We start from the raw sequence: 23,780 nt of genomic DNA, 5'->3' as shown, positions 1-23,780 counted from the left end.
AATGTATGAAAAGGAATCACTCCATGTCTCAAGACAAATTCATTAAATCTCGTGCCGCGGTTGCCTGGGGCCCAAATCAGCCACTGAAGATGGAAGAAGTGGACGTTATGCTGCCACGTAAAGGCGAAGTGCTGGTGCGTATCGTCGCATCGGGCGTTTGCCACACGGACGCGTTTACCCTGTCTGGTGATGATCCTGAAGGCGTATTCCCGGCAATCCTCGGCCATGAAGGCGGCGGTATCGTTGAAATGGTTGGCGAAGGCGTCACCAGCGTGGAAGTGGGCGATCACGTCATTCCCCTCTACACCGCCGAATGTGGCGAATGTAAGTTCTGTAAATCAGGCAAAACCAACCTGTGTAGCGCTGTGCGTGCCACTCAGGGCAAAGGCTTGATGCCAGACGGCACGACGCGTTTCTACAAAGATGGCGAACCCATTTTCCACTACATGGGCTGTTCAACCTTCTCTGAATACACCGTGCTGCCAGAAATCTCGTTAGCGAAAGTCAACAAAGAAGCACCACTGGAAGAGATCTGTCTGCTGGGTTGTGGCGTGACCACGGGTATGGGCGCAGTCATGAATACCGCCAAAGTGAAAAAAGGCGACACCGTTGCCATCTTTGGTCTGGGTGGTATCGGCTTGTCCGCGATCATCGGCGCTCGAATGGTTGGCGCGAGCCGCATTATTGGTATCGATATCAATGAGAAGAAATTCGAACTGGCGAAACAACTGGGTGCGACCAATTGCATCAACCCACAGAAATTCGATAAGCCGATTCAGGACGTCATCATCGAGATGACTGACGGCGGCGTCGACTTCTCGTTTGAATGTATCGGCAACGTGAACGTGATGCGCCAGGCGCTGGAATGCTGTCACAAAGGTTGGGGCGAATCCGTCATCATTGGTGTTGCGGGCGCAGGTCAGGAAATCTCTACCCGTCCATTCCAGTTGGTGACTGGCCGAGTATGGCGCGGCAGCGCATTTGGCGGCGTGAAAGGTCGTTCACAACTGCCGGGTATTGTTGAACAGTATCTGGCGGGTGAATTTGGTCTGCAGGAGTTCATTACTCACACCATGCCGCTCGACGAGATCAACGAAGCGTTTGAGCTGATGCATTCGGGTGAAAGTATTCGCTCGGTGATTCATTTCAAATAATCGCCAACCCTCAGCAATGACGGGCGATGCTGACCGGATAATAGAATGTTGCAGCCAGCAAAGCTGCAACATTGTCTGGGCAGGCAATACCTCGTCAAAGGAGTCACCATGAGTTTAACCAATCTTACTCAGGCCAAAGTGTTTGATGGCTGGCACAAACAGTATCAGCATCATTCGGACGTGTTGAGCTGCGACATGCGCTTTGCGATTTATCTGCCGCCTCAAGCCACCGCGGGCACACCAGTCCCCGTATTGTACTGGTTGTCCGGGCTAACCTGCACCGATGAAAACTTCATGCAAAAAGCCGCCGCGTTTCAAAAAGCGGCCGAACTGGGCATTGCGATTGTCGCACCGGACACCAGCCCCCGTGGCGAGCACGTACCGGATGATCCCGACGGTGCGTACGATTTCGGCTTGGGTGCTGGTTTCTACCTCAATGCGACACAGGAGCCATGGAAAGCCAACTATCAGATGTACAGTTACATCGTTGATGAATTACCAGCGCTTATCGAAACACATTTTCCGGTCAGCACACGTAAGGCGATTTCCGGCCACAGTATGGGCGGCCACGGCGCATTGACCATTGGTGCGAAAAACCAGAACCACTACACCTCAATTTCTGCCTTCAGCCCAATCTGCCATCCGATGGCAGTGCCATGGGGTCAGAAAGCGTTTCGCCATTATCTGGGCGACGATAAATCGGTCTGGGTACACTACGACGCGGTCGAACTGTTTAAATCGCACTTGGTGCGCACCCCCATACTGATTGATCAGGGCGAAGCGGATAGCTTCCTGCAAGAGCAGCTCCAGCCGGAAACACTGATGAGCGTCGCTAAAGAGAGGGATATTGATATCACGCTGAGAATGCATCCTGGTTATGACCACAGCTACTTCTTTATCCAAAGCTTTATTGCCGATCATTTGGCGTTTCACGCGAAATACCTCAAAGCCGACTAACGGCACGGATATGAAAAAGCCCGCTGTCGCGGGCTATTCTTTTATTTACATGCTGTAGGTGTACGGTGCCTGAATACCAAGCGGAATGCCCAATGCCCAGTAAGCAAGCAGGAACAACGTCCAACCAATCAGCATCGCAATCGAGAATGGCATCATCAGTGACGCCAGTGTGCCGATCCCCGTCGCTTTCACATAACGTTGGCAGTACACCACCACCAGCGGGAAGAACACCATCAACGGTGAAATGATGTTAGATACAGAATCGCCCACACGGTAAGCCGCCTGAGACAGCTCAGGAGAAATCCCCACCGCCATCAGCATTGGCACTAGGATAGGGCCGATCAACGCCCATTTGGCAGACGCAGAGCCGATCAACAAGTTAACCGCAGCGGTTAACAAGATCATGCCAACGATGGTCGCTTCACCGGGCAAGTTCATCGCTTTAAGCCCTTCTGCGCCGTAAAGCGCCAGCATGGTACCCAAATTGGATTGTGCAAACGCAGCAAGAAACTGAGCGCAGAAGAACGACATGACGATATAGGCGCCCATGGTCGACATGGTATCCGCCATCGCTTTGATGATGTCATTGCTGGTTTTAAATGTACCCGACACTTTGCCGTACACATAGCCCGGAATAATAAATAGGATAAAGATCAGTGGCACAATCGATTTCATGATCGGCGCAGAAAACGCGGTGATTTCCCCTTCTGGAGAGCGCAGAGCCGAGTTCTCTGGCAGCAACGCCACCACTAAAAGCGCAATGCCAACCAACATCGCCCAGCCCGCGTAACGGAAAGCTTTCGACTCGATGTCAGTGAACGAACCGAGATCAGGCGCTTCTTCAGCATCCACGTCTACAGGCATTTGCTGCAAACGGGGTTCAATAATTTTCTCGGTCACATACCAGCCAATCGCAACGATAAGTACTGAGGAGAGACCAGTGAAGAAAATATTCGCCAGAGGGTTAACCACGTATTGAGGATCAAGCACTTGCGCAGCGGTCTGAGTAAAGCCAGCCAACAGAGGATCGATACCAGAAGGAATAAAGTTGGCAGAAAAGCCACCGGATACGCCAGCAAACGCCGCCGCAATCCCCGCCAGAGGGTGTCGGCCCGCTGCGTGGAAAATGATACCGCCCAGCGGAATCACCAACACATAACCCGCATCGGCCGCCGTGTGCGACACAATCGCCACCAGAATCAGCATCGGCGTGAGCAGTTTCGCAGGGGTGAAGTTGAGCATTTTCTTCAGGCCCGTGGTGATAAAACCCGAAGAGTCGGCAACGCCGACCCCCAGCATCGCCACCAACACAATGCCAAGTGGTGCAAAGCCTGTGAAAGTTTTCACCATGTTTGCGAGGAAGCTTGCTAAAGATTCGCCAGTCAGAAGGTTGTTAATCGCAAGTGCTTCACCGGTGCGTGGGTTAGGAATGTCAAACGTCACATTCGACAACAGAGCAGACGCGGCCCACGTGATGATTAATGCCCAGAAGAACAAAATAGCGGGATCTGGAATTTTGTTCCCCGCCCGCTCGATAAAGTTTAGAAAACGATCCATTCCGCTCGGCTTCGGAGATGGTGCTTGATTTACTGCTTGGTTACTCATGGTAACTCCATAATCAATGATGTTGCTGTGTCAGGCGAATATAACTTATCGTCTTCGCCTTTTTTCAACGTCATATTCTATTGAAAGCGCAAATCAAAAGCACAAGATTCCGTCACTTTTCCATATTCGGAGACATATTTTGCAAAAAATGCGATCGGCAAAAACAATTCACCAACATCCCCGACTGCGAAAATGCAACAAAGTCAGTACCAATTTTTAATACATTGTGGTTATTTTTATCTGCAACCAAGACAGAAAGCAGCGAAAAGCAATTTAGTGCGTATCAAACTCGCTGTATTTGGAAATCATGGTTTTGAGCTCAACAGACTGGGGATGACCAAGGCGATCGGTCCACGTGGTTTGAACATGAATGGTTTTCAATGCCCCGGAGAGAGCGGTGGCAGGGACGCTCCAAGTCACTGTATAAGGAGGATGAGACGCATCCGAGCCTGCCACGATATCATCGGCAAAGTTGGCCACTGTAATTGCCGAAGATGCAGTTGCACCACGAGTGCGGAACCATTCTAACTTTTGCTCGGCTAAGTTAAGAGCCTCAATACTCTGAATGGCGTAGTCGGCTTTTTGTTCGATATAAACCTGAAGCTTGACTAAACCCAGAGCACCAATACCAATCAGCACAAAAGAAATCATCACTTCCAATAAACTAAAGCCACGTTGTTTATTGTGCATTCCAACTTCCTTCTTGCCATTGAATATTATTAGAAATAGAGGTCGGTCTTTTTCTTGAGTCAAATGTCAAACTCATTGAACCTGCGATAGAAACACCTAAGCCATCACTATCAAATCCATATCCACCGACTGCGTAAAAAGAGCCAGCATCAACATAGACTGTTTCACCGCTTGTAATGTACTGCTCCGCCGATTGCAAAGTTGTTGCTACCTTTGAGGTATGCTCCCCCTGAACGACCTTATTGTAAAACAGACTATCCCAGTAATTGTTGATATTTTCAGAGTTAAATTTCTCTTTACTTTTGTCAACAAGATGAAAAATCGATCCCTGAAATACAGTTGAACCAAAATTGGCAAACATGCCATCTTGAATAACTAGAGTATAATTTTTATCGTTGCCAGAAGAATCCTTTGATGGTAACGATAACGCTCCCTCAATAACACAGTCACCAGTTAACCAAACCTTATCAACATATTTAAACGCATTTTCAATAACAGTTTTACAATTCTTTGCGTTGGTAATATTTATTCTGCCCGCTTCAGGAAAGGATGATTTTACTTTGGCAATATTTTCTGGTGTTTTTTTGTAGCCAAAGAATGAATTAAAAGGATCCGCATCAGAATTGTAGACAAAATCATCTTTTAATCTTGAATCAGAGGTTTCTGGTTTGTCCGTTTTTGTAATTGATGTTTCCTTTTCCACAGTAGCATTCGTTGTCGTGTTTGAAGTACAATCTCCAGCCGGAGAGCCTGCATACAAAGCATTTTCGTCTATTCTTTGAGTTATATATTTGCTCTCAGATGACGGAGCTTTGATGGTATAGCTGTATTTGTACGTAATTGACACGCATTCATATTTTCCAGCTTCATTGGGACCACCGTTTGCATCTGGCTTTACGTTCAATTGCCCAAAAGTAGTTAGCCTTGAGGTGGTTTGTATCGCCCCTTTTCCTTTGCTTGTAGACTTAGAGAAGATTTTCTCTAAATTTGACCAATCATTTTGCGTTTTAGCGTGAATTCTATAGGTTGAGCTACTTAAATCTGATACATATAATTTTTTGAGTTTTAATGAATTTTTACAAATACCATCTAGTTCAGTGTGATCGTCAGGAATTACAGATACAATTCTCGAGACGTCTTCTTTCACATAGGTAAACAAACACTCCAATCCCCCTTCTGCGAGCCAGTGATCTTGCCTTGACTTGACTTCATTTTGTGCACGCTTAATTTGGTAAAACAGCGTTTTATAGGAGCCCAAAGTGATCACTAAAGCGACCGAAAGCAATATCGATGTGATTAATAATGTTGCTACCCCTTGTTGATATTGACGCATCATTGCCAATTCCTTTGTTGAACTTGTAATGACATCGAATGAGAAACCGATGAATCTTTCTTTAATTGAGCCTTCATAGAAATAGTAACAAATGCACTTTCTGCTGAATCACCCAACAATACTTTTTTATTAATATCAAACTGAGTCACTTTAATCTGTTTAGGATCAAATAGATCGAAACAACCTTTCGCAGCGGATACAACTGTTATAGGTAACAAAGAGTTATTTTGACAATATTCCAACATGCCACTATTTAGTCTATAGATAGTATTACTTGTTTGATTTGATGTTTTCCGATAAACATAACCAATCGCATTTGATTGCTGGTAAAGTACGGTGGTTGAACCAGAAAGCATCATTGAGTTTGTTGCTATACCATCGAACCCCGCTCGCTGAATATCCTCTTTCATTTGCTGCATCACACTGTTCATTTGCTGAAGAAGCATGATTTCTTTGCTGCGTTGAGCAGCAGATTTTTGATTGGAGAGAAAAACAGAGCCAACAATAGTCAGAGCCATTCCTCCTAGTAATGCCGCAATCATAAACTCAACTAGCGAGCTTCCAAGTTGCTTAACACTTTTCAAAGCCATACTTTGCCTCGCTTACAGTGCAGAGCTTGATACGACCAGCTCGGTTATGGACCACGACTTTAATCGGTTTCTGATCCGTTTCTGATAGTTTAATCGTGATATTGCCCGCCTCTAGGGGATTACCCATCACATGATCAAACTCAAGAGTATTGAGTGTACCTGTATTGGAAACCCATACATTGCGATATCGGCGACCGTCAAAGACAGCCAAGGTATTGGCACTGCTTACAGCTGAAGAGGAAGAAGCCGTAGAGAGAGATAAGGTCCATTTTCCATCCGATGCAGGAAGGCCATCGATATGCACCCACAAATCTTGGTTACGAAGCACTGCCTCTGATTTAGCTTGAATAAGAAAACCATGTATTTCATTGGCTAAGTTAACTGCTTTTGTTTGCTGACTCACTTTTGAAAAATTAGGTGATGCAAAAAGTAACAATACAGTTAAAACCACAACCGTAATTAAGAGCTCCAAGAGTGTAAAGCCGCGACGCATTTCCCAAAATCCTTTGCAAACAGCGAGATAATAATGAATCAACTTGCATAGATGCTAACAGCTATCAAAAATAGTGCAGAGCTTAGAAGAGAAGTATGGAAATGATTCGAAGAAATTTTTGTAACCCAATCACTGTTCAACACAAAGGCATGACATTGATCGAAATAATGATTGTGGTTGTGATCGTCGGCATCTTAGCCGCCATTAGCTATCCAAGTTATAGCAAGTACGTTATTGAGTCGCATCGAACGGTGGCAAAAGCGGATATGGCTAAAATACAGTTAGAATTGGAGCGAAGTTATAACGGCGGTTACCAATGGTCGCAGATTGTTTCCGGCGGCAAATGCATAATTTGTGACTCACCATCGGACAGATATAAGTTTGAGGTCGCCAGCTCAGCCACAGCTGCATACATTATTTCAGCCGAAGCGAAAACGGATAAAGGTCAAAACAACGACCCTTGCCTCGCCAATGAGACGGTTAAGAAAATGACGCTCGATTCCACCAACACAACCAAGCCCACTTCTTGTTGGTAGCAATAATCGAGTAGGAGGAGGCCTCACGGCCTCCGTCCTCTCACACCACCGTACAAGCGTGGGTCGCATACGGCGGTTCCAAGGTAGACTAACTTACGTTAGCTTAAGTCCACTATTTAACTTTAACGCCAATGTGGCTTGTCTCTCTTCGCTAGCAACAGATCCGTTTCCGACTTCACCATCATTATTAGCGTAGTTGTAGAGGTTCTACTTTTGACTGAGACTCCATACACACTGAGAATCTGTTAACTGTAGCCTTAAAACCTTGGTTCAGGCCTTCCCCCCATTGTAGGTACTATGCCCTCTGCTGACTTCTTATCAATCTTCGTCTAGCATCACTGCTAGCCTAGTCTCGCAGACAATTGATAAGACCTCCCGAGGTAAGATGTCACCCTTTCCCATAGCTCTGCCTGATTTACATAATCACACTTCCGTTCGAGACTTTGGGCTATTCTATCTGTTGCTAGGTTACCCAAGTTGATTATGCCTACTATCAGATTTCTGTTCGTCAAAGCTATGTTTTGCCATTTGCTTCCTTCAGATTCCACCTCACGATGGACACCCTTGCATAGGCTAACGCTTCCTGCTCGACAAGGCGCGTAGAGGACTTTCACCTCCTAGGTTGACACCATGCTCGGCGCACAAGTAAAAAGCCCATTTGGCAACACCAGACGGGCTTTTTTAGTTTAGAAAACTCTACGGACTAGCTAGTGAGATCGTCGAAGAACTTCTTCACGCCGTTAAAGAAACCTTCCGATTTGGGCTTATGCTTAGTCGCTGCTTCGCCGCCGCAAGATTCCTCAAACTCTTTCAAAAGTTCTTTTTGACGAGCACTGAGGTTGACTGGCGTTTCAACCACAAGCTTAACAATCAGATCGCCGATAGCACCGCCACGAACACCTTTGACGCCTTTGCCGCGCATGCGGAACATACGCCCTGTTTGCGTTTCGCTTGGCACTTTTAAGCTCACACGACCATCAAGTGTCGGCACTTCCACTTCACCACCCAATGCCGCCATCGCAAAGCTCACTGGCACTTCACAGTAAAGGTTGTTGCCATCACGTTCAAAGATATGGTGCTCTTTGACATGAACTTGTACATACAAGTCACCAGCTGGAGCGCCCATTTCTCCCGCTTCGCCTTCGCCAGAGAGACGGATACGATCGCCGGTGTCGACCCCGGCAGGAATTTTCACATTGAGCGTTTTCTTCTTGTGCTTGCGACCTTGGCCGTGGCAAACATTACATGGGTCTTTGATGATCTTGCCTTTACCATGACAGGTAGGACAGGTTTGCTGCACAGCAAAGAAGCCTTGACGCATTTGCACTTGGCCGTGGCCATGACAAGTCCCACAGGTCTCTGCCGAAGTGCCTTTCTTCGCACCGCTGCCGTCACACGAGTCACAGTGCACTAAGGTAGGTACTTCGATCTCTTTTGAAACGCCACGCACCGCTTCCTCTAGGGACAACTCCATGTTGTAGCGTAGATCGGCACCACGTTGAGCACGAGGGCCACCACCACGGCGACCGCCGCCGAAGATGTCACCAAACACGTCGCCAAAAATGTCGCCAAAATCCGCGCCGCCGCCGCCAAAACCACCGCCACCGAAGCCGCCACCACCCTGCTCAAAGGCCGCATGACCATACTGGTCATACGCCGCTTTCTTCTGCGGATCGGTCAGAATCTCGTACGCTTCTTTTACTTCTTTAAACTTATCCGACGCTGAATCGTCACCCTGGTTACGGTCTGGATGGAATTTCATCGCCAGACGCTTATACGCCTTTTTGATGTCGCGTTCAGAGGCATCACGGCCAACGCCTAATACTTCGTAAAAATCACGTTTTGACATGTTCTTCGTCACCAATTATTTACTGCAAACGGCACTGAGCCTGGTGTTTGTATCGATATAGATAAAGGTTCGAAACAATGACTACCCTTTATCTATAAACACACAATTTTGTACAAACTTGCGGGCGTAAGAGTTACCCCAAACGCCCGCAAACAGGAAGTTAAGTACCAGATGGCCTTAGCCATCTGGTTAAACAAGATTATTTCTTGTCGTCTTTCACTTCTTCAAACTCAGCATCAACAACGTCGTCTTCTTGAGACTTAGCACCAGCATCCGCTGAGCCTTGTTGTGCTTGAGCCTGCTGCTGAGCAATTTCCATCAGCTTTTGAGCTGCCGCCATCAGTGCTTGGATTTTCGCTTCGATCGCTTCTTTATCTTCGCCTTTGCGAGCTTGCTCAAGTTCTTCGATTGCCGTTTCAATCTTCGCTTTCTCGTCTGCTGGAAGGGCTTCACCCGCTTCTTCCACTTGTTTACGAGTACCGTGAATGATCTGGTCTGCTTGGTTACGCGCAGTCGCTAGCTCTTCGAACTTCTTGTCCGCTTCTTTGTTTGCTTCTGCTTCTTGAACCATTTTCTCGATTTCAGCATCGCTCAGGCCGCCAGAAGCTTGGATGGTGATCTTCTGCTCTTTACCCGTTTGCTTATCTTTCGCTGATACGTGCAGGATACCGTCCGCATCGAGGTCAAAAGTTACTTCGATTTGAGGCATACCACGTGGTGCTGGGTTAATACCCTCAAGGTTAAACTGACCAAGCGATTTGTTGTACATCGCTTGCTTACGCTCACCTTGTAGCACGTGAATCGTTACCGCACTTTGGTTATCTTCAGCCGTAGAGAACACTTGGTTCGCTTTGGTTGGAATCGTGGTGTTCTTCTCAACCAGCTTGGTCATAACGCCACCCATGGTTTCGATACCGAGAGACAGTGGAGTCACGTCCAGTAGCAATACGTCTTTAACGTCACCAGCCAGTACGCCGCCTTGAACTGCCGCGCCTACCGCAACCGCTTCATCTGGGTTTACGTCACGACGAGGTTCTTTACCAAAGAACTCTGTTACTTTCGCTTGAACCATTGGCATACGAGTCTGACCACCAACTAGGATAACGTCAGTGATGTCGCCTACAGAAAGATCCGCATCCGCTAGAGCAACTTTCAGTGGCTCAAGTGAACGTTGTACAAGATCTTCAACCAGTGATTCCAGTTTCGCACGTGTTACTTTGATGTTCATGTGCTTAGGACCCGTCGCATCCGCCGTTACGTACGGTAGGTTTACGTCGGTTTGAGTGGTTGAAGAAAGCTCAATTTTCGCTTTTTCTGCCGCTTCTTTTACACGTTGCATCGCTAGAGGATCTTTCTTCAGATCGATGCCTTGCTCTTTCTTGAACTCAGCCACTAGGTAGTTGATCAGACGGTTATCAAAGTCTTCACCGCCAAGGTGAGTGTCACCGTTGGTTGCTAGAACTTCGAAAGTTTTCTCGCCTTCTACTTCATCGATTTCGATGATTGAGATATCAAACGTACCGCCACCTAGGTCGTAAACCGCGATAGTACGGTCGCCGCCTTGTTTGTCTAGGCCGTAAGCTAGCGCCGCTGCCGTTGGTTCGTTGATGATACGTTTCACTTCCAGACCCGCGATACGGCCTGCATCTTTGGTTGCTTGACGCTGTGCATCGTTGAAGTAAGCAGGAACTGTGATAACCGCACCTGTTACTGGTTCACCCAGGAAGTCTTCTGCGGTTTTCTTCATTTTCTTCAGAACTTCAGCAGAAATTTGCGGCGCAGCCATTTTTTGGCCTTTTGCTTCAACCCAAGCATCACCGTTGTCAGCCTTAACGATTTTGTAAGGCATGATTTCGATATCGCGCTGAACTTCTTCGTCTTCAAAACGACGGCCAATCAGACGCTTGATTGCAAATAGCGTGTTTTCTGGGTTTGTAACTGCTTGACGTTTCGCAGGTTGACCAACCAGAGTCTCGCCATCGGTGTATGCAATAACGGAAGGGGTTGTACGCTCACCTTCTGCGTTTTCAATTACGCGTGGCTTGTCACCGTCTAATACAGCAACACAAGAGTTAGTAGTACCTAAGTCAATACCAATGATTTTACCCATCTGGCTATCTCCAAATAAATTCGATGTTCGTTTTGCTATACCCCTAATGTGGGGATGGAGAATCGGGTTTCAACCCCCGCTCACAAACAAAAACTGGTATGTTTGTTTCTCGTATGCCCCTTAAATAAGGGCAGCGAAGTCCTTTTCAAGGGGAAATCTGAAAAAAGTTTCAATTTTTCACATAAAAAAGCGAAGCCCTTAGGCCTCGCTTGATTTTACTTAATTTAAAAAGTCAATTTACCGTGATTCTGACGCCAGTTCAGTTTGCTCTTCATCACGCGCCAGTTCACCCTCACTTTTGGCCACAATGGTGTTCACCGCCGTGTCACCAACCACATTTGACGAGGTACAGAACATATCGTTAATACGGTCAACCGCGGCGATAATTGCCAGACCTTCTGGTGGCAAACCCAGTTGGTGCAACAGAACGCCGACCATCACTACGCCGCCGCCGGGTACACCACCCGCACCAATTGAAAGCAGCAGAATCGTCAGACCAAGCGTGAAAATATCTGCAGAGTTAATAGGCTGACCAAAGGCATTGGCAACAAAAATGGTGGCGAGGGCAATATAGATAGAAACACCAGACATATTCATGGTCGCGCCCAGAGGAACACCAAAACCCGCCACCGACTTGGATACCTGCAGTTTTTCTGTCAACGTGCGCATGGTAACGGGAATGGTCGCATTCGAGCTCGCCGTTGAAAGAGAGAACAGTACCTGTTCACGCGTCGCGCGCAAAAATTGCTTGGGTGACACACTGGTCGTCATGCCCACGACCATTGGGTAGAAAACGAAAATCCAGAACACCAGCATAGCAACAACCAGTGCCACGTAACCTGCTACCGACATCAAGGTATGCGCATCCAGCGTCGCGCCCAATTGGATCATCAGAGCGAACACCCCGTAAGGAGCCAGGCTCATCACCAGGCCAACCAGTTTCATCATAATTTCGTTGGCCAGCTTAAAAGTACGAATCGCCGGCCCACCGCGTGAGTCCAATGCTTGAATCGCCAAGCCAGTTAAAATCGCCATAAAGATGATTTGCAACATGTCGCCATTGGCAAAAGCTTGTACTGGATTGCTCGGAACAATATTGACCACCAAGGAGAAGATATCCGGGGTTTCAGTGGTCGTCAGCTTCACCGACTGCGCAACAGTACCAACCAAATTGGCATCCGCGCCGGGTTGGAAGATCATCCCGACCGTCAAGGCCGCCGTAATCGCGATGACAGTGTTAATGATATAAAGCGCAAAAGTTTTCGTGCCTAAACGGCCAAAAGCGGAGATGTCTTTTAGATCAACAATGCCACAGACGATCGAGACATAAACCAGAGGAACGACCAGCAGTTTAATCAGCGAAACGAACATACCGCCCGCGCCTTCTGCCGCGCCTAGCAAATAGACATCAAACAGCGACATTCCTTGAAAAAGATATTGAATGGCAGAACCAAGCAGTAGGCCAGCAAACAAGCCTATAAAAATTTTTGACGAGAGCGATTTATCCATCGTTCCACTCCAGATTGTTGTGTTGGGCATTTATCATTATGAAGTCGTTTATGTCACAAAAGGCGCTAAACGTCCGCGAATAATACACACACCAATAACAATTCGAAGCATTTATTTACAAAAGTGTTACATTAAGCAAGTTGAAATTTTCATCAGATTTAGCCCACCCAAGCAGCATAAATCTCTAAACAATTGAAAGTGTAGAGTTTTCCAATTCCAAACAGAGAAAATTTAGAATCCCCTTAATTAACAAGCTTTCGCTTATCGATTTCAAACAAAAAAAGAGAGGACTATGCCTCTCTTTTCATAAATGATGATGGTGATTTATTTTGCAACCATGACCATCGCTGGGCGAATCACACGACCATTCAGTTCATAGCCTTTCTGCATCACAAACATCACCGTGTTTGACTCATGATCTGGGCTTTCCTGAATAGACATCGCTTGATGGAATTCTGGATTGAACACTTCGCCCTCAGGGTTGATCTCTTTCAGACCAAACTTATTGACGGTATCGACAAACGTCTTGTGCGTCAGTTCAACACCCTCAAGCAATGGCTTCACAGCCTCGCTTTCCGCATCCGCAGCTTGAATTGCACGCTCTAAATTATCGATAACAGGCAATAACTCTTCAGCAAACTTGTTCAGCGCATACTTACGTGCTTTATCGATTTCCTGTTCGCTACGACGACGCATGTTCTCCACATCCGCTCTGGCACGCAGCACCGCATCTTGCTGCTCTTTTACTCGAGATTCACTTGCAAGCAGTGCCGCTTCCAGCTCAGCAATTTTCGCTGCCGCTTCGTCGCTTTCCTCTGCTTGGTTCCATTCGATATCAGCATCCGTACCAACAGCATCTACCTCGATGTCCGCAGATTCGTTCTGTTTTAGCTGTTCTTCGTTGATTTTATTTTCTTCGTTGCTCATGATATCTCCAGAATTCAACACTTTGTCCTTTAAAGCCAAGCCCATATAACTGGCTTTAACTTCACAAAAATTCGCAATAGTGGCTAACTTGCCATTATTATGGGGATGATAACGCCCGATTCAAGCCTCTTTAACGCGGAAAAGCTATGAAAAAACCATTTAACGTGATCGCTATTATCGGAAAACCCAGAGATCAGAAAGCGATACAAACGCATCGCGATTTGTATCACTGGTTAACCTCACTCGGCTATCAAGTGTTTATTGATGACAGGCTTGCGCATATTTTGGATGACGTTCCCGCCGCACACTTTTCGGGCTTGGTTGAATTAGGCGAAAAAGCTGATCTGGCGATTGTCGTTGGCGGAGATGGCAATATGCTGGGCGCAGCAAGAATACTGTCTCGCTTCGACATCTCAGTGATCGGCGTCAACCGAGGCAATCTCGGCTTTTTAACCGATCTCAATCCGGAGGATTTTCAAGCTGCGCTCGAAGCGGTTTTGAACGGGGCATACATCGAAGAAGAACGCTTTCTATTGGAAGCGGAGATTCATCGGCACGGGCAGATAAAAAGCCACAACGCGGCGTTAAATGAGGCAGTGCTTCACCCGGGGCAAATCGCTCATATGATTGAGTTTGAAGTGTATATTGACAACACTTTCGCTTTTTCTCAGCGCTCAGACGGCCTGATTATCTCAACACCAACAGGCTCCACCGCTTACTCTCTCTCTGGCGGTGGCCCCATTCTATCCCCCAGTTTGAACGCCATTTCCTTAGTCCCAATGTTTCCGCATACATTATCGAGCCGCCCACTGGTTGTCGATGCCAATAGAAGAATCAAACTGCTGGTTTCTCCAGATAATCGGGGCACGCAAGAGGTCAGCTGTGATGGACAAGTTTCCCTGCCCGTCTCTCCAGGCGACGAGATCCACATCTATCAAAGCCCTAATCGACTACGACTTATTCACCCGCAAGATTACAGCTATTACCATGTGCTGCGTAAGAAACTTGGTTGGTCGAGCAAACTTTTTTAGCTGACTGAAACGCATAGATAGAAAGGTTAATGATGACTCATCAACCTTTTTTTGTGTGCGATCTTTTTGTTTCCGATGAGAGAAGGTTGGCGAGAAATAAAATCTGACTCACAAATTTTTTCTCACACAACTTTACTGTATAAAGAAACAGTATATACTGAGTTTACATACAGTATTGTTCAGTTATACAGGTAAACCAAAATGCTGGCTCATCTAAGTGTGAATAATTTTGCCATTGTTAAATCTTTGCAACTCGAGCTATCTAAAGGAATGACCACCATCACCGGTGAAACCGGCGCTGGTAAGTCAATCGCGATCGACGCATTAGGCTTATGTCTAGGAGGTCGCGCCGAAGCGAGCATGGTCCGACGTGGAGAAGAAAAAACCGAGGTCAGCGCTGCATTTTTACTGGATAACAACCTTCACGCCTCACGTTGGCTTGAAGACAACGAACTCCTAGATGGTAGTGAGTGCATTTTGCGCCGCATTGTGACTAAGGAAGGGCGTTCGCGCTCGTTTATCAACGGCAGCCCGGTTCCACTTTCTCAATTGAAAGCTTTAGGGCAGTTATTGATCAATATCCATGGCCAGCATGCTCATCACCAGTTGATGAAAAGTGAACATCAAATGGCGATGCTCGACCAATACGCAGGTCACTTAAACCTGTTGAAAAATACTCGTGTCGCCTATCAAAACTGGCGACAAGCGGATAATCATCTCAAACAGCTCAAAGAAAACAGCTTACAGAATCAGGCTCAAAAACAACTGCTGGAATATCAAATTAAAGAACTCAATGAACTTGCTATCGGCGAAGACGAGTTTATTGAGCTTGAACAAGAACATAAACGTCTCTCTAACAGCGGAGAGTTGGCTAGTACCTGCCAGCAGGCAATTGAACTGATATACGAAGGCGAGGAAGTGAATGCGCTTGGCATTTTACAAAGTGCCAGCAATGCACTTATTGAATTGGCTGAGTTGGATCCTAAGCTGGCAGCTCTGCCGGATATGGTCGCAGAAGCCATCATTCAGCTAGAAGAGGCGAATAGCGAATTACGCAGCTATCTAGACAACATTGATGTTGATCCGTCGCGACTCGCCTATGTAGAAGCGCGCTTTTCTAAAGTGATGTCGATCTCTCGTAAGCACCATGTTTTGCCAGAAGAGCTGTACCAACATCATCAGGAACTGCTGGCACAGATCGAAGCATTAGATTGCTCCGATGAGAAGATGGATGAACTGGCTGCCAACGTCGAGGAAAAATATCACCGTTTTCTTGAATCCGCAGAGAAACTGCATAAATCTCGCTGCCGCTACGCCAAAGAGTTAAACAAACTCATCACGCAAAGCATGCATGAACTGAGCATGGAAAAAGCTGTGTTTAGTATTGAAGTCAGTAATGAAGGAACACATCCATCACCATTGGGCTTAGATAGCGTCTGTTTCTTGGTTTCAACCAACCCAGGCCAACCCTTGCAACCAATCGCCAAAGTGGCATCTGGTGGGGAACTTTCGCGTATTTCTTTAGCAATTCAGGTGATAACCGCACAAAAAGTCGACACACCAAGCTTGATTTTCGATGAAGTCGATGTCGGCATCAGCGGCCCTACTGCGGCGGTCGTCGGCAAAATGCTGCGCAAACTGGGAGAATCCACTCAAGTGTTGTGTGTTACCCATCTACCACAAGTAGCTGGATGCGGCCACCAACAGATGTTTGTCGCCAAGCACAGCAAAAACGGCACCACAGAAACGCAGATGAATCTCTTGGATCAAGAGCAGCGAGTATGCGAATTAGCACGCTTACTTGGCGGTAGCCAAATCACAGAGTCGACGCTCGCAAACGCCAAAGAGCTCTTGATCGCTGCCTAAAACCCGCTATTGGAGCCAAGTTCCCTTAACTTAGCTTTTTGACACATAATTGCAACTGATCTCAAAATTCGTTGTCAGATTGACCAATACATTACAGAGAGCTTTTTACATCTGCACTGAGCTTGTTTATTATCTGGCGCAGTATTTTTGAGGTTACTAAGAATTTAGCTATGCAATTAAAGAAGTGGTTGGTTGCCCTACCGTTGGCAATGATGATGCTGACAGGGTGTTCAGTATTGGAAAAATTGGTTTATCGAATCGACATTAACCAAGGCAATTATGTTGAGCAGCAAGCGGTAGACAAACTCAAGTTTGGTATGACCAAAACTCAAGTTCGCTTTGTCATGGGATCGCCCATGTTGGTTGAAAACGGTTACCCAAATACTTGGTACTACATCTATCATCACACCGAAGGGCACAAAGCATCAGTACAAAAGAATCTGATTGTGAACTTTAACAACGAAGGGACATTGGTCGATATCGCGGGTGATTTTCCCGCCAGTGACAGTTTTTTCGAAGAAATTCGTTAATATCAACTCCCAAGCACCGCCTCTAATAAAAACCCGGCAGTCAGTACTTGCCGGGATTTCTTATTGCTAATTAGTCAAATTCCACAACAGAACAAGGGCAATAGCCACCTTTTCGAGCTAGCGATTCTGTTGCTCTGCACGTTTCCTGCGAATCTCTTTCGGATCTGCCAACAGCGGGCGGTAGATCTCTATCCGATCTTTATCGCGCACAGTGGCATCGAGTTTTACCATTCGGCTAAATACTCCCACCTTGTTTTTGCTCAGATCGATCTCCGGATACAGTTCCAACACCCCAGACTGACGGATAATCTCTTCCACCGTCGCCTGCTGTTTTACCACCAACTTAAAAACTCGCTGCTCTTGTGGTAGCGCATAAACCACCTCAACGTGGATCATTTCATCTTCAATGCTCATAGATACACCTGCTTCGCTCGTTGCGTAAACGCATTCACCATATTGCCGGTGAGTTCATTAAAGATTTTACCAAACGCCAGTTCGATCATTTTGCTAGAAAACTCAAACTCCAGTTTGAGCTCTACCTTACAGGCTTGCTCATCAAGGGCGGTAAAAAACCAACCGCCGCGTAACGTCTTAAAAGGGCCATCGACTAAGGTCATCAGAATTGATTCCCCGGGAGTTAATGTATTAGCGGTAGTAAATGTTTTGCTGATTCCCGCCTTTGCTACATCCACGGAAGCAATCATGCTCGATTCAAGCGATTCAATCACTCGTGTACCTGAGCAACCTGGTAAGAATTCAGGGTATTTCGCCACATCATTAACCAGGGCATACATCTGTTCTGCACTAAAAGAGACCAATGCAGAACGGGTGACTTGCTTCATAGCTTCTCCTCTCAGGGACATTCTTTTTACGACCTGCACAATTTTACTTTTATTCTCAGCCAGCGCAAATAAAAGCATTTCCTATCAAAGTTGCACGCCGTATAATAAGCCCACTATGGCAAATAAAAACTCGAAACAAAAAGCCGGTAGCAACACTATCGCGCTGAACAAAAAAGCTCGTCACGAGTATTTCATCGAAGATGAAATCGAAGCTGGCATGGAGCTACAAGGGTGGGAAGTGAAAGCGCTTCGCCAAGGTAAAGCCAATATCGCTGAAAGTTACGTTTTTATGCGTGACGGCGAAGCCTTCGTTAGTGGCATGACTATCACTCCTTTGAATCAGGCATCGACACACGTAGTGGCTAACCCTACCCGTGTGCGCAAACTGCTGATGAGCCGTCGTGAACTTGATAATTTGCTTGGGCGTATCAACCGCGAAGGCATGACATTAGCAGCTCTTTCACTCTATTGGTCTCGTTCTTGGGTGAAAATCAAAATTGGTGTGGCAAAAGGTAAGAAGCTGCACGACAAGCGCGAAGATATTAAAGATCGCGATTGGCAACGCCAGAAAGCTCGCGTGATGAAGAGCTCACTGCGTTAAACTTAACCACTTAGACGCATACTACTGGACAGGCAGGGCTTTTCTGGTAGTATGCGCCAAATACCTTGGGGCTGATTCTGGATTCGACGGGAATTTTGCAGTCTGAGGTGCATGCCGAGGTGCGGTAGGCCTCGTTAACAAACCGCAAAAAAATAGTCGCAAACGACGAAAACTACGCACTAGCAGCTTAATACCCTGCTCAGAGCCCTCTCGCCCTAGCTTCCGCTTGTAAGACGGGGAACAACGAGGGGTCAAACCAAATCAAGCTGGCGTGGATTCCCCCACCTGAGGGATGAAGCGTGAGAAACAATTCAGGTTAGCTATTCATTCGCGTGTCGGTTCGCAGGTGGTAGTGAAATTAAAGATCGACTAAGCATGTAGTACCAATGATGAATGATTTTCGGACGGGGGTTCAAATCCCCCCAGCTCCACCAAATCATAGTTTAAAGACGTCCTAGGGCGTCTTTTTTCTTATCCAAAAGAAAGCAAAATCAATAACTTAGCGTATTTTAACGTTCATTACCTTCCCGTGGCTTCTTTGATTTTTAGGTACACGATTGGGTACACACAAAACCACACATGAAATTTATGTATCTGTTGTGGCAATGGGCGACAGCACTTAAAAGTCTGCAGCCCTTTTTTGCTTTTCTTCACTCCATCATTGAGGCAAACGCGAGCTACATTCCGTAGCGAAAGGTTTTTCCTGCTTGCACCATGTCACGATGTACTGGCGCGAGTGCATTGGCATAAGCCGCCAGCAATGAGATGGTGTATTCGCTGCGAGCATGAAGTTGCTCGTCTGCACATCTGTGCTCTTGATTAAACAAGCTGTCGCATTGGCGGAAGATAAGATGATCCGGTAAGAAACAGACATGATTGTTCTTATTGCCCGTCATACGCAGTTCGCTAATAGGGTACACGCCGTTGACACTGGCAGACACACTGACCAGCAATGCGGGCTTGTGGGCCAGTTCATCATCGGTGGCTAGCATCAGAAAGTTCTTCAAAGCTGGCGTTGCCATGCCGTGCCACTCCGGTGTAATAAAAATAAAGGCATCTGACTGCATGAGCATTTGCGCGATGGGCGACCACACTTGCCACTCTTCACTGCCCTGCCAAACCCCTTCATTCCAAAATGGCAGGTTGAGTTGATGCAAATCAAGCACGTTCACCTGAGTGAAATGCTTCTGCGCCAAGGTTTGTAGATAGTGAGCAACGTTGGTGCTTTGCGAGTTGGCACGTTGGCTACCAGAAACGATAGTGATGTTCATATTAGATTCCTTTTAACGATAAAGTGGTTTGATTGGCTCGCGGCTCAGAGCGAGGCACAGCCAGTAAAATGGCGAGTAAAATAGCGCCCGCGCCGAGTAATTGCGGCCAAGTCAGCGCTTGATTGAGCAACAGATAGCCAAGAAAACAGGCCGAGACACTGCTGAGAAAGCCGAGAAACGAAACAGTAACCGGTGGCAGTTTTTCGATGCCCCGAAACCAGAGAAAGTAACCAAGCACTGCGCCAATCAAACTCAAGTAGCCGTAACCTAGATAGTTAGTGGGAGTCAGCTGGGAAGGTATGCCTTCTAGCCACAGCGATACTGGTAATAAAGCCACACCACCAAACAGTAGCTGCCAACCTGTAAAACCTAGCAGTGACATACCACTTGGCCGGCCCCACTTTTTGGTCAACACCACACCTGATGCCATACTCAACGTACCCAGTGCGGCAATTACTAGCCCTTGTAGATTCAGAGCGACCGAACTATTGAGGACCAAAAGCGCAATGCCGATAACACCTACGCCACTCGCCAGCCACTGCCTTGATGTCACACGCACATTCAACCAGAACCAACTCAAAAACATGACCAGCATCGGCTGAAAAGACATCACCAAAGACGCCATACCACCGGGCAAATAGGTCGCCGCAAAAAAGAGGCAATAGAAAAACAGCCCAATGTTCAGTAGGCCTAAGGTCGCAAGACGCCCCCACCAGATGCCTTGCAGCCAAGTTCGGCTCAGAAGCACCAGCAGAATGCCCGCAGGCAGCGCGCGAATGGTCGAGGCAATCAACGGACTTTCTGGCGGTAAGGCTTGCGTGGTCACAATATAGGTACTGCCCCACACCAATGGCGCAACAGCAGTGAGGACAATGGTTTTTACCGAATCCACTTTATTCATGGCTCACCTGACTTGTGTTATAAGAAAGTTTCTTAAATAAAAGATACTTTTTAAAAAATAATGGAGAATTCACTTTTGATCAAGTATCTTTTTAGAAAGATATTAAGTTGAGAGAAAAGCATGGCAAACGATCAAGTCGACACGATTTTGTCGCAGTGGCGTGAAGTGAAACCCGATATGGATTGTTCCAGCATGGGCGTGGTCGGAAGGCTGAGACGCACTAGTGAACTGTGGAAGAAACAGTTAGAAGCTGTTTTCCAGGCACATGAGCTGAGTAGCATTGAGTTTGATATGCTCGCGACCATGCGTCGCAGCAACCGTGACATCACCCCAACCGAGTTGTATCAGACGCTGATGCTCTCTTCCGGTGCGGTTAGCACACGGATTGAACATCTGGTGCAACGCGGGTTGGTGCAGCGTATCGCCAGCGAACACGACAGGCGCAGTTGCAGCGTGTCACTCACCGAACAAGGTGTTGACGTCATCGACAAAGCGTTACAAGCACACGTGGCCAATATGGATCAGATGCTGAGTGTGTTGGACAAACAAGAGCAAGCACAACTGGCGGAACTACTGAAAAAGATTTTGCTAGCACAGTAAGTACCGACAGAAACGCGTGCCGTTGGCGAGCACACGGTTTGCTCGCCAAGGCTTTTTAATGTTCCTGATGGGCGATAAACGCTTTATCCCATTCGGTTAAATTGTCGGTTACTCGCGCCACCAGCGGCAACAAAGTGGCCGCTTCGCGCTCTTTGAAAGGATGATTGGTGATCACCGCAAATCCAGCAACGTAGCAGACGCCGCCTATGCGGTGGATAAAGCGAGCAATCATGCTCACCGCTTCTTCACTGTATGATTCAATTTTGTAGAGAGATTCCATTGTCATCTCCTTTTTAATTTGCTCAACGACGAAATAGTGTTGCCAGATTTTCGCCGCTTAGTCGATGGAACAGACTGAGTCCTGTATCTAATTTTTAAGCATATTTGATGCCAGCTATTTTCGGGCACCGATGCATTGGCATTGCTCTCGCATCTTGTTAGCAGTTGAGTATAATGTCGCCTTTGTTTTAAACCGCGCCTTCTGGCAAACGCCATGGTGTTGGGTAAGATTGTTATCTGGCCTTAGTATTAGGCCGCCCCAGAGGAAGTCACATTGAACACGCTTTATCTTTCTGCCGCTGAGCAAAAAGAGATCGACCAAGCCAAAGAGCTGCTTGCTCAAGGTGAGCTGGTCGCAATCCCGACTGAAACGGTTTATGGTCTGGCGGCAGATGCCACCAACCCAGAAGCCGTTAAGAAGATTTTTGCCGCGAAAGGAAGACCGGCTGATCACCCGTTGATCGTGCATATTGGCCAAGTTGAACAGTTGACGGATTGGGCTGTCGAGATCCCAGAAGACGCTTATGTACTCGCGCAGGCGTACTGGCCCGGCCCGTTAACGCTGCTGCTGAAAAAAGCCGATCACGTGACTCCAGTGGTGACGGGAGGCTTAGAAACCATAGGTATCCGTATGCCTGCCCATCAGGTGTTTGCCACCTTGCTGCAATCGTCGGGAATGGCGGTTGCCGCTCCTTCGGCCAACCCTTATAAAAAGCTCAGCCCAACCTCAGCGCAGCATGTCATCAACTCGCTGGGCGGCAAAATTGCTGCGGTCCTCGATGGCGGTGACTGTGCTCACGGCCTTGAATCTACGATTGTCGATCTGACCGAAAAGCCATTTCGCATTTTGCGAGCCGGGCCAATCACCGCCGCGCAGCTATCGGCCACGTTAGGCGAAGAGGTGAGCTCACCAGTGAACCACACGGTTGCCGTACCGGGGAACGTTACCAGCCACTACCAGCCAAATACGCGGGTCCGTTTAGTTGATGCGAGTGAACTGATTCACTTAACCAATGACAAAATTGCCTATTTGCACTATTCGCCATTTGATAATCACGCCAATATCAAAGCGAAACAAATGCCGGGATCGGTAGCAGACTACGCTCACGTGCTCTATCGTACGCTTGATGAGGCAGACAAGTGGGGCTGTGAGGAAATTTGGGTAGAAAGACCACCGATGGACGAAAGCTGGTCAGCAGTGCATGATCGCCTGAATCGAGCGCAATCAAACCTCTGATTTTAAATAAGAAAATTCATACCAAAGCAACCCGACTTAGTGTCGGGTTGCTTTTACTCAGCATTAGGTTTGCCATGTTCCAAAAGCAATTGAACCATAGGGTTCTCAACGCTTTTGGCCTACGATGAGCTCAATGCTTATCACACCTCGCTTGGCGAACCATTTCTATCAGGGTTATGTCAATTTCCAGCTTGCCGATGCCGTAAGCGTTGATTCTTTACTCGAACAGCGCTATTAAAGATCAGCGTTTCTCCAAGCGGACACCTAACTTGCAACAGCTCAATCAACTGCTTCTTGCCATGCAACCCCTTCTGGAACAGTACGGCTATCTTGCCTTGATCGTCAGTATTTTTCTTGAAGGCATTGGCGTGCCGATGCCCGGACAATCCTTGATGATTGCCGCCTCGATCCTCTCTGCACAACAAGTGATGAGCTTTCCAGCGGTGATGCTGGTGTCTTGGCTTAGTTGCTTTAGCGGAAATACGTTGGGCTACCTGCTTGGCTACCATTTTGAAGAGTGGCTGGATAAAAAAGGCTACATCTCAGGCAACAAGTTTCGCAAACTGCAAAGTACCATTCAAAAGTACGGTCCTGCGTGCTTGGTAGTTAGCCGTTTTATCGAAGGGATGAAGCAGTTTATGCCGTTAGCGTGTGGCGTCGCAAAAATGCCACTCAAGGAGTTCTTACTGGGCAACTTACTCGCCACCACCATTTGGGTCACTGTGTTTGGCCTTATTACTCATTTTGCCTTTGAACATTTAACGCAAATCAGCCAGTTTTATACTGACCATCGTCTGGTTTGCCGCTGCGGTACTGTTTGTTTTCATGCTCTACGCCTTACTCAAAAAGCGCCGCAATGTCTAAAAGAT

General features: G+C 47.2%; 23 protein-coding genes, 1 other RNA gene and 1 pseudogene. 11 read left to right on the top strand and 14 right to left on the bottom strand.

The window, feature by feature from the left end; all coding sequences use genetic code 11:
- Window positions 1-23 precede the first annotated feature (23 nt).
- Together EA26_RS04000 and fghA are read left to right on the top strand one after the other, a co-directional pair.
- Window positions 24-1,154: an S-(hydroxymethyl)glutathione dehydrogenase/class III alcohol dehydrogenase gene (locus EA26_RS04000; RefSeq protein WP_039424373.1), complete on the top strand. Its 1,131-nt coding sequence runs from the start codon at window positions 24-26 to the stop codon at window positions 1,152-1,154.
- Between the two features lie 108 nt (window positions 1,155-1,262).
- Window positions 1,263-2,111, top strand: a complete 849-nt coding sequence (gene fghA / locus EA26_RS03995) for an S-formylglutathione hydrolase (RefSeq protein WP_039424371.1) — start codon at window positions 1,263-1,265, stop codon at window positions 2,109-2,111.
- 45 nt (window positions 2,112-2,156) lie between these two features.
- Here the strand turns inward: fghA and EA26_RS03990 are convergent, their stop codons facing one another.
- From EA26_RS03990 to EA26_RS03970, 5 genes are all read right to left on the bottom strand, one after another.
- Complete coding sequence (locus EA26_RS03990) at window positions 2,157-3,716, bottom strand: AbgT family transporter (RefSeq protein WP_039424368.1); 1,560 nt, start codon at window positions 3,714-3,716, stop codon at window positions 2,157-2,159.
- A gap of 273 nt (window positions 3,717-3,989) precedes the next feature.
- Complete coding sequence (locus EA26_RS03985; RefSeq protein ID WP_039424365.1) at window positions 3,990-4,406, bottom strand: type IV pilus modification PilV family protein; 417 nt, start codon at window positions 4,404-4,406, stop codon at window positions 3,990-3,992.
- Window positions 4,396-5,742 (bottom strand): hypothetical protein, encoded by a 1,347-nt coding sequence (locus EA26_RS03980; RefSeq protein ID WP_039424362.1) that lies wholly within the window; start codon window positions 5,740-5,742, stop codon window positions 4,396-4,398. The genes EA26_RS03985 and EA26_RS03980 overlap by 11 nt, the downstream gene beginning before the upstream one ends.
- Complete coding sequence (locus tag EA26_RS03975; protein WP_039424359.1) at window positions 5,739-6,329, bottom strand: PilW family protein; 591 nt, start codon at window positions 6,327-6,329, stop codon at window positions 5,739-5,741. The genes EA26_RS03980 and EA26_RS03975 overlap by 4 nt, the downstream gene beginning before the upstream one ends.
- Window positions 6,310-6,822 (bottom strand): GspH/FimT family pseudopilin, encoded by a 513-nt coding sequence (locus EA26_RS03970; RefSeq protein WP_039424356.1) that lies wholly within the window; start codon window positions 6,820-6,822, stop codon window positions 6,310-6,312. Before EA26_RS03970 ends, EA26_RS03975 begins: the two co-directional genes overlap by 20 nt.
- Window positions 6,823-6,917: 95 nt before the next feature.
- Here EA26_RS03970 and EA26_RS03965 point away from each other — a divergent pair, with 95 nt between their 5' ends.
- On the top strand, window positions 6,918-7,358 hold the full coding sequence (locus EA26_RS03965; RefSeq protein WP_039424354.1) for a type IV pilin protein: 441 nt from the start codon (window positions 6,918-6,920) through the stop codon (window positions 7,356-7,358).
- Between the two features lie 703 nt (window positions 7,359-8,061).
- Here the strand turns inward: EA26_RS03965 and dnaJ are convergent.
- From dnaJ to grpE, 4 genes are all read right to left on the bottom strand, one after another.
- On the bottom strand, window positions 8,062-9,207 hold the full coding sequence (gene dnaJ, locus EA26_RS03960) for a molecular chaperone DnaJ (protein WP_039424351.1): 1,146 nt from the start codon (window positions 9,205-9,207) through the stop codon (window positions 8,062-8,064).
- A 199-nt stretch (window positions 9,208-9,406) separates the two neighbouring features.
- Window positions 9,407-11,317 (bottom strand): molecular chaperone DnaK, encoded by a 1,911-nt coding sequence (gene dnaK / locus EA26_RS03955; RefSeq protein ID WP_039424349.1) that lies wholly within the window; start codon window positions 11,315-11,317, stop codon window positions 9,407-9,409.
- A gap of 237 nt (window positions 11,318-11,554) precedes the next feature.
- Window positions 11,555-12,826: a dicarboxylate/amino acid:cation symporter gene (locus tag EA26_RS03950; protein WP_039424347.1), complete on the bottom strand. Its 1,272-nt coding sequence runs from the start codon at window positions 12,824-12,826 to the stop codon at window positions 11,555-11,557.
- 324 nt (window positions 12,827-13,150) lie between these two features.
- A complete protein-coding gene (gene grpE / locus EA26_RS03945; RefSeq protein ID WP_039428747.1) occupies window positions 13,151-13,753 on the bottom strand; it encodes a nucleotide exchange factor GrpE in 603 nt (200 codons plus the stop codon).
- Between the two features lie 146 nt (window positions 13,754-13,899).
- Here grpE and nadK point away from each other — a divergent pair, with 146 nt between their 5' ends.
- The 3 genes from nadK to bamE all read left to right on the top strand — a co-directional run bounded on the left by nadK (window position 13,900) and on the right by bamE (window position 17,180).
- On the top strand, window positions 13,900-14,784 hold the full coding sequence (gene nadK, locus EA26_RS03940) for an NAD(+) kinase (RefSeq protein WP_039424345.1): 885 nt from the start codon (window positions 13,900-13,902) through the stop codon (window positions 14,782-14,784).
- A 201-nt stretch (window positions 14,785-14,985) separates the two neighbouring features.
- On the top strand, window positions 14,986-16,650 hold the full coding sequence (gene recN / locus EA26_RS03935; protein ID WP_039424344.1) for a DNA repair protein RecN: 1,665 nt from the start codon (window positions 14,986-14,988) through the stop codon (window positions 16,648-16,650).
- Window positions 16,651-16,820: 170 nt separating this feature from the next.
- Entirely contained in the window at window positions 16,821-17,180 is a 360-nt protein-coding gene (gene bamE / locus EA26_RS03930; protein ID WP_039424343.1) for an outer membrane protein assembly factor BamE, read from the top strand.
- A gap of 117 nt (window positions 17,181-17,297) precedes the next feature.
- Here bamE and EA26_RS03925 read toward each other — a convergent pair whose 3' ends face one another.
- A complete protein-coding gene (locus EA26_RS03925) occupies window positions 17,298-17,594 on the bottom strand; it encodes an RnfH family protein (RefSeq protein ID WP_039424341.1) in 297 nt (98 codons plus the stop codon).
- On the bottom strand, window positions 17,591-18,022 hold the full coding sequence (locus EA26_RS03920) for an SRPBCC family protein (protein WP_039424339.1): 432 nt from the start codon (window positions 18,020-18,022) through the stop codon (window positions 17,591-17,593). Before EA26_RS03920 ends, EA26_RS03925 begins: the two co-directional genes overlap by 4 nt.
- A gap of 115 nt (window positions 18,023-18,137) precedes the next feature.
- On the opposite strand from EA26_RS03920, the gene smpB reads away from it, so the two are divergent.
- Window positions 18,138-18,623, top strand: coding sequence for an SsrA-binding protein SmpB (gene smpB / locus EA26_RS03915; RefSeq protein WP_039424337.1), 486 nt, complete (start codon window positions 18,138-18,140; stop codon window positions 18,621-18,623).
- Window positions 18,624-18,690: 67 nt separating this feature from the next.
- Window positions 18,691-19,057, top strand: a transfer-messenger RNA (tmRNA) gene (gene ssrA / locus EA26_RS20235).
- A gap of 243 nt (window positions 19,058-19,300) precedes the next feature.
- Here the strand turns inward: ssrA and EA26_RS03910 are convergent.
- A complete protein-coding gene (locus EA26_RS03910; RefSeq protein WP_039424335.1) occupies window positions 19,301-19,894 on the bottom strand; it encodes an NADPH-dependent FMN reductase in 594 nt (197 codons plus the stop codon).
- A 1-nt stretch (window position 19,895) separates the two neighbouring features.
- The gene (locus tag EA26_RS03905) at window positions 19,896-20,795 is read right to left on the bottom strand and encodes an EamA family transporter (protein ID WP_039424333.1); all 900 of its coding nucleotides are present in this window, start codon (window positions 20,793-20,795) and stop codon (window positions 19,896-19,898) included.
- Window positions 20,796-20,915: 120 nt separating this feature from the next.
- Here EA26_RS03905 and EA26_RS03900 point away from each other — a divergent pair, with 120 nt between their 5' ends.
- The gene (locus EA26_RS03900) at window positions 20,916-21,395 is read left to right on the top strand and encodes a MarR family winged helix-turn-helix transcriptional regulator (RefSeq protein ID WP_039424332.1); all 480 of its coding nucleotides are present in this window, start codon (window positions 20,916-20,918) and stop codon (window positions 21,393-21,395) included.
- A 55-nt stretch (window positions 21,396-21,450) separates the two neighbouring features.
- On the opposite strand, the gene EA26_RS03895 is transcribed toward EA26_RS03900, so the two are convergent.
- Window positions 21,451-21,675 (bottom strand): hypothetical protein, encoded by a 225-nt coding sequence (locus EA26_RS03895; RefSeq protein WP_039424330.1) that lies wholly within the window; start codon window positions 21,673-21,675, stop codon window positions 21,451-21,453.
- 273 nt (window positions 21,676-21,948) lie between these two features.
- On the opposite strand from EA26_RS03895, the gene EA26_RS03890 reads away from it, so the two are divergent.
- Complete coding sequence (locus EA26_RS03890; RefSeq protein WP_039424328.1) at window positions 21,949-22,911, top strand: L-threonylcarbamoyladenylate synthase; 963 nt, start codon at window positions 21,949-21,951, stop codon at window positions 22,909-22,911.
- A 299-nt stretch (window positions 22,912-23,210) separates the two neighbouring features.
- Window positions 23,211-23,775 (top strand): annotated as a pseudogene (locus tag EA26_RS20230) (DedA family protein).
- Window positions 23,776-23,780 lie beyond the last annotated feature (5 nt).

It is taken from the genome of Vibrio navarrensis, from assembly GCF_000764325.1.
GTDB lineage: Bacteria > Pseudomonadota > Gammaproteobacteria > Enterobacterales > Vibrionaceae > Vibrio > Vibrio navarrensis.
Note: the sequence above shows the minus strand (reverse complement) of the source record. Positions and strands in the feature narration are given on the sequence as shown.

Excerpts from the sequence above, each read along its gene's own strand:
- EA26_RS03900 (WP_039424332.1), top strand. The coding sequence starts at position 20,916 with ATGGCAAACGATCAAGTCGACACGATTTTGTCGCAGTGGCGTGAAGTG.
- EA26_RS03970 (WP_039424356.1), bottom strand. The coding sequence starts at position 6,822 with ATGCGTCGCGGCTTTACACTCTTGGAGCTCTTAATTACGGTTGTGGTT.
- EA26_RS03925 (WP_039424341.1), bottom strand. The coding sequence starts at position 17,594 with ATGAGCATTGAAGATGAAATGATCCACGTTGAGGTGGTTTATGCGCTA.
- dnaJ (WP_039424351.1), bottom strand. The coding sequence starts at position 9,207 with ATGTCAAAACGTGATTTTTACGAAGTATTAGGCGTTGGCCGTGATGCC.
- bamE (WP_039424343.1), top strand. The coding sequence starts at position 16,821 with ATGCAATTAAAGAAGTGGTTGGTTGCCCTACCGTTGGCAATGATGATG.
- EA26_RS03950 (WP_039424347.1), bottom strand. The coding sequence starts at position 12,826 with ATGGATAAATCGCTCTCGTCAAAAATTTTTATAGGCTTGTTTGCTGGC.
- EA26_RS03910 (WP_039424335.1), bottom strand. The coding sequence starts at position 19,894 with ATGAACATCACTATCGTTTCTGGTAGCCAACGTGCCAACTCGCAAAGC.
- recN (WP_039424344.1), top strand. The coding sequence starts at position 14,986 with ATGCTGGCTCATCTAAGTGTGAATAATTTTGCCATTGTTAAATCTTTG.
- smpB (WP_039424337.1), top strand. The coding sequence starts at position 18,138 with ATGGCAAATAAAAACTCGAAACAAAAAGCCGGTAGCAACACTATCGCG.
- dnaK (WP_039424349.1), bottom strand. The coding sequence starts at position 11,317 with ATGGGTAAAATCATTGGTATTGACTTAGGTACTACTAACTCTTGTGTT.
- EA26_RS03975 (WP_039424359.1), bottom strand. The coding sequence starts at position 6,329 with ATGGCTTTGAAAAGTGTTAAGCAACTTGGAAGCTCGCTAGTTGAGTTT.
- EA26_RS03980 (WP_039424362.1), bottom strand. The coding sequence starts at position 5,742 with ATGATGCGTCAATATCAACAAGGGGTAGCAACATTATTAATCACATCG.
- EA26_RS03985 (WP_039424365.1), bottom strand. The coding sequence starts at position 4,406 with ATGCACAATAAACAACGTGGCTTTAGTTTATTGGAAGTGATGATTTCT.
- EA26_RS03895 (WP_039424330.1), bottom strand. The coding sequence starts at position 21,675 with ATGGAATCTCTCTACAAAATTGAATCATACAGTGAAGAAGCGGTGAGC.
- EA26_RS03965 (WP_039424354.1), top strand. The coding sequence starts at position 6,918 with ATGGAAATGATTCGAAGAAATTTTTGTAACCCAATCACTGTTCAACAC.
- EA26_RS03990 (WP_039424368.1), bottom strand. The coding sequence starts at position 3,716 with ATGAGTAACCAAGCAGTAAATCAAGCACCATCTCCGAAGCCGAGCGGA.
- grpE (WP_039428747.1), bottom strand. The coding sequence starts at position 13,753 with ATGAGCAACGAAGAAAATAAAATCAACGAAGAACAGCTAAAACAGAAC.
- EA26_RS03905 (WP_039424333.1), bottom strand. The coding sequence starts at position 20,795 with ATGAATAAAGTGGATTCGGTAAAAACCATTGTCCTCACTGCTGTTGCG.
- EA26_RS03920 (WP_039424339.1), bottom strand. The coding sequence starts at position 18,022 with ATGAAGCAAGTCACCCGTTCTGCATTGGTCTCTTTTAGTGCAGAACAG.
- fghA (WP_039424371.1), top strand. The coding sequence starts at position 1,263 with ATGAGTTTAACCAATCTTACTCAGGCCAAAGTGTTTGATGGCTGGCAC.
- nadK (WP_039424345.1), top strand. The coding sequence starts at position 13,900 with ATGAAAAAACCATTTAACGTGATCGCTATTATCGGAAAACCCAGAGAT.
- EA26_RS04000 (WP_039424373.1), top strand. The coding sequence starts at position 24 with ATGTCTCAAGACAAATTCATTAAATCTCGTGCCGCGGTTGCCTGGGGC.